Here is a 14,289-nt window from a genome sequence, read left to right as displayed (position 1 = left end):
TAGTGTTATGATAATTAAGGTTGAACTATTTTGAGCGGAGCTATATTTTGACCATCTGTAGGTTTACCAGATTTATCAAGCTCACAAAAATCTGAATTTTTAGAAACATATTCGGGTACAATCTCCTTCATCAACTTAACCGTATTACCACTAAAAAACATATTGGTAATACATAACTCATCAATTTTGGACCTCACTTTAGCATATTCTACATCTCGAACTTTACTAATTTTTATTTTTTGATGATATGTAGGCAAGGTATTTTCACCATTTGCCAAAAGTTCTTCATACAGCTTCTCTCCTGGACGTAATCCAGTGATTTTAATATCAATATCCTCTGGATATCTTAAACCTGATAGCTTTATCATATTCTTGGCCAAGTCAAATATTTTTACAGATTCTCCCATGTCAAAAATAAATATTTCCCCTCCATCACCCATGGCGCCAGCTTCTAAAACCAATTGTGAAGCTTCTGGTATGGTCATAAAATAACGCGTTATATCTTTGTGCGTTAATGTTAAAGGACCTCCTTTTTCAATTTGCTTTCTAAACAAAGGAATAACCGATCCATTGGAACCTAATACATTACCAAAACGAGTCGTAATAAATTTAGTTTTGTTTTCTTTTTGCATACAGCTAATATACATTTCTGCAATTCGCTTAGTTGCACCCATAACATTGGTAGGGTTTACAGCTTTATCAGTAGATACAAAGACAAATTTCTCCACACCATGTATAACAGATAAGTCTGCTACATTTTTTGTTCCACCAATATTAATTTTAATAGCTTCATAAGAATTGTACTCCATCAATGGCACATGCTTATATGCCGCAGCATGAAAAACTACATTTGGCTTATGTTCACTAAACAATGCGTTCATTCTATTCTTATCCCTAATATCCGTAACAATAGGAATAAAATTATGAAAGCCGTTTTGTTTTAATTCCTGTTGCAAATCATAAAGAGCAGATTCAGCTGAATCAAGAACAATCAGCGACTTGTAGGAATAATTACAAATTTGACGAACAATTTCACTACCAATAGATCCTGCACCACCAGTAACCATAATTGACTTATTCATCAATTCCATGGCAATTTTACTATTTTTTATGGTGATTGGCGCCCTATCTAATAAATCTTCTATTTGAACTTGTTTAATTTGAGACACTTTTAGTTCTCCATTAATCCAATCTTCAATTGGTGGTACAATTTTAACTATTATAGGTAAGTCTACAAGCCCTTCAACGGTTTTACGCAATTTAGCAGAATCTATATTCTGTATGGAAAATATAATTTCTGAAATATTATTTTTTACAATAAAAGCCTCCGTCAATGATTTTCTAGCGAAAACAGGAACCCCATTAATATTTTTACCTATTTTTTTAACATCCCTATCAATAAACCCTACTACCTTATACCTACTTTTAGAATGGTTGGTAATAGCGCTACGGGTAAGTACACCTGACTCCCCCGCCCCATAAATTAAAACATGCTTATTTACTTTTAGGCTTCCATTAATTCTATTATACAATGATTTAAAAGCAAACCTTGAGGCAGTTAACACCACAAACGTGATTAAACTGTTAATAATAATAATGGACAACGGTACCGTAAAACTATTTATAAAACCTACTTCCCTATTCCCTATTACTATGAATATTAAAATGATACTAGATAAACAAACTGCATTAAAAATATTATAAACATCTCTAACGCCCGTATGGCGAACAACTCCATTGTAAGAACCAACTATAACAAAAGATACTAACGCCGTAAGAATAACCAAAGGTAATTGTACAACTAAATTTTGAACATCAAAATTAAAGGTCAAATTAAATCTAATCAAGTAAGACAAAACAAACGAAAAACCAACTGTAAGCAGGTCTATAAATAAAACCAGCCATTTAGAGGCATATCGTTGAGAAGTATAGTTTAAAAATCTTAATATCATAACAGTACTTTTTTAATACAATCCGAAACACGTTTCAAATCTTCAGAACTTAGGTTACTACCACTTGGTAAACACAATCCCCTATTAAATAAATCTTCGGAAGTGCCGTTAACAAATTTTTTGTATCCATTAAATATAGGCTGCATATGTAGTGGCTTCCACAATGGTCTAGATTCTATATTTTCTTCTAACAAAGCCAGTCTAATTCGTTCTCTTGTATCAAATGAAGGTGTAAGCACACAACTTAACCATCTATTTGAATAAAAACCTTCTGCTTCATCTATAAACTCAATTTCTTTTAAAGAAGCCAATTCATTTTTATAATATGCAAAGTTACTCCTTCTAGAGTCAACTCTATTTTGCAACACTTGCATTTGACCACGGCCAATACCTGCTAAAACATTGCTCATACGGTAATTATAACCAACATTAGAATGTTGATAATGCGGTGCATCATCCCTAGCTTGTGTGGCTAAAAATATGGCTTTATCTGTATGGGACTTGCTTTTAGCGGTTAAGGCACCACCCCCAGAAGTTGTAATAATTTTGTTGCCATTAAAGGAAAGAACACCTATATCTCCAAAAGCTCCACAGGGTTTATCCATATATGTACTACCTAAAGCTTCTGCACTATCTTCCAATACCGGAATACCGTACTCTTTAGCGATGGCATGAATTTCATCCACCCTATAAGGCATACCATACAAATGCACTGCGATAATCGCTTTTGGCAATCCTTTCTCTAAAAGTCTATTTTCAATTGCTTGTCTTAAAAGAATTGGAGACATATTCCAGGTATCTACTTCACTATCTACAAAAACCGGAGAAGCCCCAAGGTACATTATAGGGTTTGCGGAAGCAGAAAAAGTAAAACTTTGACAAAGTACCTCGTCACCTTGTTTCACCCCTAAAAGTTGTAGACCTAAATGAATAGCAGCTGTACCTGAGCTTAAAGCAGCTACATGCACATCATTACCTAATTGGTCCGCAATAGCATGTTCAAATGCATTTACATTAGGTCCCAAAGGTGCAATCCAATTAGTTTCAAAGGCCTCATTGACATAATCCTGTTCCGCCCCACCCATGTGAGGAGAGGATAACCATATTTTTTCCTTTGTATCTATCACTTTATTTTTTTAATATTTGAGTAAATGTACGTCAACTTGTACCTAAATTTAAATTGCAATATCTTAATTCGTTTAATCCCAAAAATTAATCGTTCAACTACTTTTAGAAAAACTTTTAAAGTAAATTCTTACCTTTTGCCGAACGATTTTTTTAGCCAGATGAACGAAATAAATTAATATTTACTAACAGTAATACAATTACTACTATTTTTAAATAAACGACTACTTACCGCATTTTCAGATACTATAACGTAACAACCTAAACCTTATTATAAGTACTAAAATCTTTATGATCTCTTTTGTATAAATCGTCAGAAGGTAATGATTTAAAGTATTCATATGTTTTTCTCATTCCTTCTTCTCTAAGGACCTTTGGTTCCCAACCTAGAATCTCCTTGGCTTTAGAAATATCTGGTTGACGTTGCATAGGATCATCTTGAGGTAATGGCTTAAATATAACTTTTTGCGTTGTACCCGTTAATTTAATTATTTCTTCTGCAAAGTCTTTAATAGTAATTTCATGAGGATTTCCAATATTAACAGGCTGATCATAATCACTTAAAAGCAATCTATAGATACCCTCTACTTCATCATCTACATAACAAAAAGATCTTGTCTGATCTCCTTTTCCAAAAACTGTCAAATCTTCACCTCTTAAGGCTTGACCAATAAAAGCGGGAATAACACGTCCATCATTTAGTCGCATTCTTGGTCCATAGGTATTAAATATTCTAACAATTCTTGTTTCAACACCATGAAATCTATTGTACGCCATGGTAATAGATTCCATAAATCGTTTCGCTTCATCATATACTCCACGTGGTCCAATAGTATTTACATTACCGTAATACTCCTCTGTTTGTGGGTGTACCAATGGATCACCGTAAATCTCAGAAGTGGAAGCGATTAGAATTCGAGCATTCTTTTCTTTTGCCAAACCCAAAAGATTATGTGTTCCTAGTGCTCCTACTTTTAAAGTTTGAATAGGAATTTTCAAATAATCTATAGGGCTTGCTGGAGAAGCAAAATGTAAAATATAATCTAAATCTCCAGCGATATGAACAAATTTGGTAACATCATGATGAAAAAATTCAAATTGCTCCAAATGAAACAAATGCTCCAAATTTCTAATATCACCAGTAATAAGGTTATCCATAGCTATTACATGATAGCCTTCTTTTATAAAACGGTCGCAGAGGTGTGATCCCAAAAATCCAGCTCCACCGGTAATTAAAACTTTTTTCAAAATATTGTTATTTTAGGTATTACGAAGATAGGTCAATGATAGTAAGCACAAAAAATGATTACAGAAATTACTTTCAAATTCAAAATTATAGGATGAAATCATACTAAACTATCAAAAATGTAGTTCATCATATGGACGATTTTAATTTTTCTTGAATCATATACATGATTAACTGTTTAAATATTATCTTATTATTATTCAAAGTAAAAAAAACATAAAAACTATTAAATTAACTCTTAAACGACTAAATAATACTTAATCATTTATCTTTGCAAATTTTGCAAAAGCATCAATTTAAAAATATGAAAAAAATTACAAATATATGCTGTATTGGAGCTGGTTACGTAGGTGGCCCAACCATGTCAGTTATTGCAAGTCAATGCCCAGAAATTAAAGTGACCGTTGTAGACATCAATCAGGAAAGAATTGATAGCTGGAATGATGACAACCTAGACAATCTTCCAATATATGAGCCTGGCTTAAAGGAAATTGTTGGCAAGGCAAGAAACAAAAATCTATTTTTTTCAACGGAAGTTGACAAAGCAATTGATGAAGCCCAAATTATTTTTATATCTGTAAACACTCCTACCAAAACCTATGGTAAAGGAAAAGGTCAAGCTGCAGATTTAAAGTTTGTAGAACTTTGTGCAAGAAACATAGCTAAAGTAGCCAAAGATGACAAAATTGTAGTCGAAAAATCAACCTTACCGGTACGTACAGCTAGCGCAATAAAAAGTATATTACAGCATACTGGAAATAAAGTAAATTTTGAAATATTATCTAATCCTGAGTTTTTAGCGGAAGGTACGGCTATAGATGATCTTTTAAATGCCGACAGGGTCTTAATTGGTGGTGATGACACCCCTTCTGGCCAAGAAGCTAAAGACACTTTAAGTTCAATATACGAACAATGGTTACCTAAAGAACGAGTATTACAAACTAACGTTTGGTCTTCAGAATTATCAAAATTAGTTGCAAATGCATTTTTAGCACAAAGAGTATCTTCTATTAATACTATCTCTGCATTATGTGAAAAAACAGATGCCAATATTCAAGAAATTTCTAGAGCTATTGGTTATGACAGCCGTATTGGACCAAAATTCTTAAATGCATCGGTAGGTTTTGGCGGTTCTTGTTTTCAAAAAGATATTTTAAACTTAGTATATATTGCACGCTCATACGGCCTTACGGAAGTTGCTGATTACTGGGAACAGGTAATTATTGCTAATGATTATCAAAAAAGTCGTTTCGCAGAACATATCATATCTTCATTATACAATACTATTTCAGGTAAGAAAATTGTTATTTACGGTTGGGCATTTAAAAAGGATACCAACGATACAAGGGAATCTCCTGCAATTGCTGTTGCGGATGCTTTATTGGATGAAAATGCAGAAATCACGGTATATGACCCTAAGGTTACTGCAGAAAGAATTTATGCCGATTTAGATTATTTAGGTACTCGCTCTCCAGAAGAAAACAGAAGACTTTTAAAAGTTAGTAATGACCCAATGAATGCTACGAAAGAAGCACATGCCGTTGCTATTTTAACGGAATGGGACGAGTTTAAAACCTATGATTGGAATACCGTTTATGACCAAATGTTAAAACCTGCATTTGTCTTTGACGGAAGACGTTTATTAGACAATGAAACAATGCATTCAATAGGTTTTAATTATTATAAAATAGGACAATCATGAAAATTCTAGTTACCGGTGCTGCCGGATTCATAGGATTTTTTGTTGCTAAATCTCTTCTAGAAAAAGGGCATACCGTTGTTGGTTTAGATAACATCAACGATTACTATGATGTAAATTTAAAGTACGACAGACTAAAAGAATTAGGTATTAGCAAAAGCAATGCAGAAGTTTTTAATAAAATTGCTACTAGTGAAAGTAAGTCACAATTCTCATTTATCCGTTTAAATTTAGAGGATCGCGAACATTTACCTTTGCTATTTAAAGAACAAGCATTCGACAAGGTTTGTAACCTAGCCGCACAAGCAGGTGTACGCTATAGTTTAGAAAACCCAGAGGCTTATGTTGACAGTAACGTAGTTGGTTTTTTAAATATTTTAGAATGTTGTCGTCATTATAAAATTAAACACTTGATCTACGCAAGTAGCTCAAGTGTTTATGGTTTAAATGAAAAAATACCTTTTGAAACCAGTGACAATGTAGACCACCCTATCAGTTTATATGCAGCCACAAAAAAGAGCAATGAATTAATGGCGCATACGTATGCGCATTTATACGGTTTTAAAACTACAGGATTACGATTCTTTACTGTTTATGGACCATGGGGAAGACCAGATATGGCCATGTTCCTATTTACCGATGCCGTAGCCAACGACAAACCTATTAAAGTATTTAACAACGGGCAGCTAGAACGCGATTTCACTTATATAGATGATATTACTGAAGGTGTGGTAAGGATTATTCAAAAACCAGTCACAGAACAAACAGAGAAAGAGGATTTATTTAAAATTTATAACATTGGAAATAGTAAGTCCGTCAAATTAATGGATTTTATTACTGCCATAGAAGAAAGTTTAAATACCGAAGCCAAAAAAGACATGTACCCCATGCAACCTGGTGATGTTGTAAAGACATGGGCCAATGTAGATGATTTAATTGCAGATTATGACTACAAACCTAATACACCAATAAAAGAAGGTGTTAACAGATTTGTAAGCTGGTATAAAGATTATTACTTGTAAATTCTACTATTTAATATTCATCTTTATAAAAGATGATTTTAATTTTTAAGAGAACATGCTCTTCAATTCCATCGAGTTTCTATTTTTTTTTCCAATAGTATTTATTTTGTATTGGTTTTTAAGCGATAGATTAACATTACAGAATCTACTACTTTTAGGAGCTAGTTATATTTTTTATGCCTGGTGGGATTGGCGCTTTCTCTCATTAATTATTATAAGTTCTGTTATTGACTATGTTGCTGGTTTATCAATACATAAAGCCATTACAGAAAAGCAACGAAAGTTTTGGCTAATGGTCAGTTTGGTAGCCAATTTAGGTTTTCTATCTATTTTCAAATATTATAACTTCTTTGCCGAATCTTTTACTCAAGCAGTTTCATCTTTTGGCTGGCAACCTAATGACTTAACGTTAAATATTATTTTACCTGTTGGCATAAGTTTTTACACATTTCAAACATTAAGCTACACCATTGATATTTATAGAGGTAGTTTTAAACCAACAACTAGTGTTCTCTCATTCTTCACTTATATAGCATTCTTTCCACAATTAGTAGCCGGTCCCATTGAACGGGCATCTAATCTTTTACCTCAGATTGAAAAGAAAAGAACATTTAATAAAGAATGGTTTAATGAGGGTATTTTACAAATCTTTATAGGTTTATTTAGAAAAATAGTTATAGCCGATACGCTTGCAACCTATGTTGACACTATATATGCAGACCCAAGCCTATATAATTCGAGTACACTATTTTTGGCCACTTTTTTCTATGCTTTTCAAATTTATTTTGATTTTGCCGGCTATTCAGATATTGCGATAGGTACAGCAAAAGTTATGGGGTTTAGGTTTCATCAAAATTTTAACTTACCCTATTTTTCAAAGTCCTTAACAGAATTCTGGCGAAAATGGCATATTTCATTGTCATTTTGGTTAAGAGATTATTTGTATATTTCTCTTGGCGGAAATAGAAAAGGTATAAAAATCACCTATCGTAATTTAATGATTACTATGTTACTTGGAGGATTATGGCATGGTAGTTCTTGGAATTTTATTATTTGGGGAGGTATACATGGTTTAGTTTTAAGCATTGAAAAGTATATAAAATCAAATTCACGATTTAATTTTTTGAGTAGATTCGCTTTTTTAGGCTATCCACTTACATTCTTCATTGTACTAATATCATGGGTGTTTTTCAGAGCAACTACGTTTGAAACCGCAATTATTGCCATAAAGAAAATTTTAATTTTCAAAGGTAGCATTCCATTTATTGGTGATATCAACATAATGGTCAATTCTTTATTTGTACTAACATTAGGTATTGCTTTTGACTATTACCTATTTAAAAAAGAAGTAGCTCTAGAAAATTTCGGAAAGAATTTTGCCCCTTTAAAAATTGCTATAATTTGTAGTATATTAATTGTACTAACTAACTTGTTCTACTCAACATCTAACAACTTTATTTATTTTCAATTTTAATATGAACAAACATAGCCTCCTATATATTATCAAACTAATTTTTTTAGTAGTTTCGGTAGTGTATACTCTAGATAAAGTAGTCTATTTTGGTCTAGAAACTCTTAATAAAAATGTATATACTGGATCTAGTGGCGGTAAAGTAAATCAATTTTTAAGAGAAAAAGATAATTTAGATTTTATAGTTCTTGGGAGTTCAAGAGCTAATCACCATATTGACAATATCAAAATTTCTAAGAATTCTTTTAATATGGGGCTCGATGGCACTAAAATTGCTTTTTCTGCAACTTTATTAAAAACACTACCAACAAACAAAGCACAAATTATTTTATTACACATTTCACCTAAATATTCATTAAATAGCAATTATAAAGGTAATGACATTGCAGGCTTATCTAAACTATACCATCAAAATAATATTATAAAGGAAGAATATAATGCCTTAGGCAAGAATAAAATCATGAATCAAATATTTTGGTCACTAAACTTTAACGGCACAGTAATGGGTTTATTCAAAAATTATTTTTTTCCTAATTATGATATTAATACATATTCTGGCTATGATCCACTTTATATTACCGATGAACAAAAGCGTATTTTCAAAACAGTACTTGAAAACAAGATAAATGAACCCTGTTTAAATGAACCTAAACTTAACTCTATTTACGAAAGATATTTAGATGAAATCTCTTTGTTTTGTAAAGAAAATAACAAAAAATTAATTCTTTTCACCGCCCCTATATATCAAGACGATTGTAAAAACGACGATGATATTTTAGGTAAAATACTAAAACAAAAAAATATTGAATATTGGAATATGACTTCTTTTTTCAACGATAATAATTCTTTAGATTATTGGCGAGATAATTCTCACTTGTCAAACACTGGGGCTGAAATATTTACAGATTCAATAAAATCCAAATTGAAGCAATTAAATTAACTTTTTTTTCAAAAAGAGACTTCTATTAGTGCTAAAACTTCTAAAATACTAATGCTTATTTAACCAAATTAATATTTTTTTTAATCACAATTCCAATTTGTGCATTGTTATTAAAGGCGTTGGGTATATTAAATCCAACTAATGTTATACTTTATAACAAACTTTAATTATAGTGATTTGCACAATGAGAAAACGGATTTTTTTTTGTTAGCAAATTATCTGGAATGAAATGAAAAATTATACTAGAAATTCAATAATAAAGTAACCCACAATAATATTGGTCCAAATATCTATTCCCTTCTTATATTAAAAATTATGCCAATTTATCAGAGCTTCAAATATTTAAGCAGTAAGGCATGTTACAAATTTTAAACGATTTTGCTAAAATATTCATCTACTTATATACATCCTACAAATATGCTCAAAGTTGAAACAAATATTAGCAATCCATTCCCCTACTCTACCATTATTAATTTGATAAAAGCATAAAAACAGATTTATCCACTCAAATTTTAGAAATAAAGAACTATGAATCTACATTATTTTAACATTGTTTTACAATCAACTTAGAGGTTAGAAGTGCTTCAATTTAAAAAATATAAAGAATCCAAATTAATAATGTCACCTATACAAGACTGTGATTTAAATAACTCTTAGGCTCATAATACATAATTTACCATCAATTATTAATAACCCTTTTAAAAGATTAAAAATTAGAAATTGAAATTCTTATACCTCGAAATAAAAAATAACAAAACTAAAACAAACTCCGCGACAAAAATTCCACTAGTTGAATTAAATATTATTAATTTCACACTATAAATTTTTTATATGAAAATTGGAATTATAGGTTTAGGTTATGTTGGTTTACCACTGGCGGCACTTTTTGCCAACAAATATGATGTTATAGGATTTGACATTAATGAACGCAGGGTAGAAGAAATTAAAAGTGGAAAAGACACCACTTTAGAACTTACAAGCATGGGTCTTGAAAAAATATTAAAGAAAAAATCAGATATTAAAGGTTCTGGTCTTTATTGCACAGCGAACATTAACGAATTAAAGAACTGTAATTATTATATCATTACAGTTCCAACACCTGTGGACGATACCAAAAGACCTGTTTTTACTCCTTTAATTAATGCAAGTAAGACCGTTGGTGAAATACTTAAAAAAGGAGATATTGTAATATACGAATCCACTGTTTACCCTGGAGCAACTGAAGAAATATGCATTCCTGTATTAGAAAAAACTAGTGGGCTGGTTTTTAACAAAGATTTCTATGCAGGATACTCACCAGAAAGAATTAATCCTGGAGACAAACTTCACACTGTTGAGAAAATACTAAAAGTCACATCTGGCTCCACTCCAGAGATTGCTAAAAAAGTTGATGAACTTTATAATTCTGTAATTACAGCTGGAACACATTTAGCACCCACTATAAAAGTAGCCGAAGCTTCAAAAGTTATTGAAAATACTCAAAGGGATATTAATATTGCTTTTGTGAATGAATTAGCTAAAATATTTCATTTATTGGATATAGACACTAATGACGTTCTTAAAGCAGCGGGAACGAAATGGAATTTCCTTCCTTTTAAACCAGGGTTAGTAGGTGGTCACTGTATTGGTGTAGACCCTTACTATTTAGCTCAAAAAGCTCAAGAAAATGGATATAATCCAGATTTAATATTAGCAAGCAGGCGTATTAATGATGGCATGGGAGAATATTTAAGTTTACAAATCATTAAATTAATGTTGAAACATGATTTGGCAGTAAAGGATTCTAAAGTATTGATTATGGGAATAACTTTTAAGGAAGACTGCCCTGACATAAGGAATACAAAAGTTGTAGACATGATTAGAAGTCTTCAAGATTATAGAGTAAAAACTACTATTTATGACCCATGGGCAGAGCCCGAGGAAGTTCAACAAGAATATGGACTAACAACTACTCAAAAACTGCCTTCCGGTCTATATGATGTTGTCATACTTGCGGTTGCCCATAAAGAATATATTAATATTAATGTACAAGATTTAATTAAAGATAATGGTGTCATATATGATATAAAAGGAGTTCTGCCCGGAAAGACACATGGAAGATTGTAATATACAATATTTATAATCCTAGCATCTTTAATAAAATTAAATCAAAATCTTTTACAGAGGTTTAGATAACGAAACATTTAATAATAAAATTGGCACAATTAGTTCTTTGGAAATGAAAATATAAAGTTTACTAAACCCGAAGATGTACTAACTATATGAATTAAGAGGTATCTTAAAGAAAGATGTAATTGATAGATTATAAATCTACACCAAATTTAAAAGTTAAAGCTTGTATGGAATCTCATTTTCATACAAGCTTTTTTATTTAAAATTAAAATTACAGTTAAAATACAATGATCTTTAACGTCAAATAAATCATGTAACGGGTCAATAAATTTCTCCAATTTCTTATCGAGATGTTAACAAAAATAGTATTTGGTCGAAAAAAAGTGTAAAATAGTGTATTTCGTCGATTAAAAACATCCGATCAACCGACTTCCTTCGTAATACAAGCGTTGCCAATAAAAATCAAATTAATCTATAAGGCATTCACCTTTAATCGATTAATAAGATATTTAACAAATAAAAAATCATTCGCATCGTTAGACTTACACGTACCCAAAACTTAACATGCAGTTCATCGAAAAAAACGGTTATTTCATCGACCTATTAAATTATTAGATTATTATTGCAACCCAAATAGTATTTTTTTTAATTCAAAAGCAAAGTACCTACTTATGTCAAAGTTCCTAAAATTTTCTTCAATATTGACCCTGTCATTTTTTGCACTATTCACACTATTTTCTTGCAGTAAGGATGCAGACCTTTTATCAGAATATGTCATTAATGAAAATGATGATTTACAGAGTTTAACTATTCTTACCAATGATAGTTTTTATATGGCTGCTGGTCAAAATACCATTTTAATGGATGTGTTGAACAATGATAATTTAAGTGATAATGTAAATGTTACAATAATAGAAACATCTGCTCCACTAAACGGTATTGTCACAATAAATGATGATAATACTTTAACCTATAGAGCTGGAGAAACAACTCCAGAGGAAACAACTCCAGAGGAAACAACTCCAGAGGAAACAACTCCAGAGGAAACAACTCCAGAGGAAACAACAACTCCAGAGGAAACAACAACAACAGAGCAAACAACAACAGAGCAAACAACAACAACAGAGGAAACAACAACAGAGGAAACAACAACAGAGGAAACAACACCAGAGGATGATAATACACAGGAAGAGCAATCTACGACTGAAGATACTTTCACCTATACTGCAGAAGTAGTAGATGAAGAAACCGGAACGGTGACCGTTGAAGAAGCAATTGTAACTGTATCACCTGGCCCTCCAACTGAAGACATCAACTCTAGGGAGACTTTAAATATGGGTGAGCTATTAGCCTTTCCTGGTGCAAAAGGTTTTGGTCAAAACACTACAGGAGGTAGGGGTGGTAACGTATATCATGTCACCAACTTAAATGATTCTGGTAGCGGAAGTTTAAGATATGGAATTGAAACTGTAACAGGCGCTAGAACTATTGTATTTGATGTGGGAGGAGAAATAAATCTTTATAGTGACATTATCGTTAGAAAAGAACATGGTAATTTAACCGTTGCAGGACAAACTGCCCCAAATCCTGGTATTTCCATAAAAAATTATGGTATAGACATTCAAAGTTCAAATGTTATCGTTCGTTATATAACTGTTAGAATGGGAGAATATCAAATGAATAATGGGGGTATAGAAAGTGATTGCATCCGAATAAAGAATTTTGGAGGTGGTACCATTTCAAATATAATCATTGACCATTGTTCACTTTCTTGGGCCACTGACGAAATATTTTCCATAAGTGGGCAAGGTGGAGTGGCTGACAGTAGAATTGAAAACATTAGTTTCAATCATAACATTATTGGAGAAGCAACTAACATAAGCGGTTATAATATTTTATATGGTGTAAACGCTTTTAATCTTACTTTTTATGGTAATTATCTTTCTTCTGCTCGAGAACGAAGTCCATTAAATGGGTATGGCGATAATGGAGAAAGTTCGGAATGGATTAACAATATCACCTATGGTTTTGAAACTGGTAGCATTGTTTCTTTTGGTACTAATTATGATTTATTAGGAAGTATTTATAAAGCATATGCAAATAATGAACCAGATTATGAAGTTATAGGAGCAGGAGCAAATTTATCTTCAAATACAATTGATGAAGGAACTTTCTACGCAAAAGATAATTTTAAAATCAATGCACCAACTAAAAATTTATTTAATCAGGCAGCTATTACTAGAATAAATAACACACCAAATAGGTATTTCTCTAACAGTAAAATTAATAGTTGGTATGACAATATAAGCGATATTGAATCTTTAGTCTTATCTGATACTAATGGTAACTCAATATATCGCGATGCAGTAGATACCCGTTTAATTCAGAACTACTATAATGAATCTGGGTCTATATGGAATGGTAGCAACCCCGATGAATTACCTGGTGGATGGCCAACCAAATTATCTACTCAAAGACCTAATGATTACGACACTGATAAAGATGGATTAGCGGATGAATGGGAAATAAATTATTTCGGAAATTTAAACAAAACAGCTAACTCTGATGAGAATAGTGATGGCTATACCAATTTAGAAGAGTTTTTGCATAGTTTGACCCTTTAAATATTGAATATATTTCTGATACAGCTTTGTTTAAAAAGAGCCACCTAAGTTTTTAGGTGGCTCTTTTTATTTACACTTACTTAGTTTAATTAACTTTT

Annotated in this window: 9 protein-coding genes; 6 read left to right on the top strand and 3 right to left on the bottom strand. The window is 31.7% G+C overall.

From position 1 onward, the window contains the following. Positions 1 to 14: 14 nt before the first annotated feature. The 3 genes from UH1x_RS16210 to UH1x_RS16200 form a co-directional block, all read right to left on the bottom strand. Complete coding sequence (locus UH1x_RS16210; RefSeq protein WP_482623008.1) at positions 15 to 1,952, bottom strand: polysaccharide biosynthesis protein; 1,938 nt, start codon at positions 1,950 to 1,952, stop codon at positions 15 to 17. Continuing rightward, positions 1,949 to 3,076 carry a DegT/DnrJ/EryC1/StrS family aminotransferase gene (locus tag UH1x_RS16205; RefSeq protein WP_482626516.1) on the bottom strand — a complete coding sequence of 376 codons (1,128 nt, stop codon included), beginning with the start codon at positions 3,074 to 3,076 and terminating at the stop codon, positions 1,949 to 1,951. Before UH1x_RS16205 ends, UH1x_RS16210 begins: the two co-directional genes overlap by 4 nt. A 262-nt stretch (positions 3,077 to 3,338) precedes the next feature. Beyond that, positions 3,339 to 4,325, bottom strand: coding sequence for a UDP-glucuronic acid decarboxylase family protein (locus tag UH1x_RS16200; RefSeq protein WP_482623007.1), 987 nt, complete (start codon positions 4,323 to 4,325; stop codon positions 3,339 to 3,341). Positions 4,326 to 4,627: 302 nt separating this feature from the next. On the opposite strand from UH1x_RS16200, the gene UH1x_RS16195 reads away from it, so the two are divergent. The 6 genes from UH1x_RS16195 to UH1x_RS16170 all read left to right on the top strand — a co-directional run bounded on the left by UH1x_RS16195 (position 4,628) and on the right by UH1x_RS16170 (position 14,191). Next, on the top strand, positions 4,628 to 6,025 hold the full coding sequence (locus UH1x_RS16195) for a nucleotide sugar dehydrogenase (protein WP_482623005.1): 1,398 nt from the start codon (positions 4,628 to 4,630) through the stop codon (positions 6,023 to 6,025). Then, a complete protein-coding gene (locus UH1x_RS16190) occupies positions 6,022 to 7,044 on the top strand; it encodes an NAD-dependent epimerase (protein WP_482623004.1) in 1,023 nt (340 codons plus the stop codon). Before UH1x_RS16195 ends, UH1x_RS16190 begins: the two co-directional genes overlap by 4 nt. Positions 7,045 to 7,150: 106 nt before the next feature. Continuing rightward, positions 7,151 to 8,518, top strand: a complete 1,368-nt coding sequence (locus UH1x_RS16185; protein WP_482623003.1) for an MBOAT family O-acyltransferase — start codon at positions 7,151 to 7,153, stop codon at positions 8,516 to 8,518. A gap of 1 nt (position 8,519) precedes the next feature. Continuing rightward, positions 8,520 to 9,455, top strand: coding sequence for a hypothetical protein (locus UH1x_RS16180; protein ID WP_482623001.1), 936 nt, complete (start codon positions 8,520 to 8,522; stop codon positions 9,453 to 9,455). Positions 9,456 to 10,286: 831 nt separating this feature from the next. Next, positions 10,287 to 11,561, top strand: a complete 1,275-nt coding sequence (locus UH1x_RS16175) for a nucleotide sugar dehydrogenase (protein ID WP_482623000.1) — start codon at positions 10,287 to 10,289, stop codon at positions 11,559 to 11,561. A gap of 677 nt (positions 11,562 to 12,238) precedes the next feature. After that, a complete protein-coding gene (locus tag UH1x_RS16170) occupies positions 12,239 to 14,191 on the top strand; it encodes a hypothetical protein (protein WP_482622998.1) in 1,953 nt (650 codons plus the stop codon). Positions 14,192 to 14,289 lie beyond the last annotated feature (98 nt).

The organism is Maribacter sp. UH1, assembly GCF_056839145.1.
This window is presented reverse-complemented; position numbering and strand designations above follow the sequence as displayed.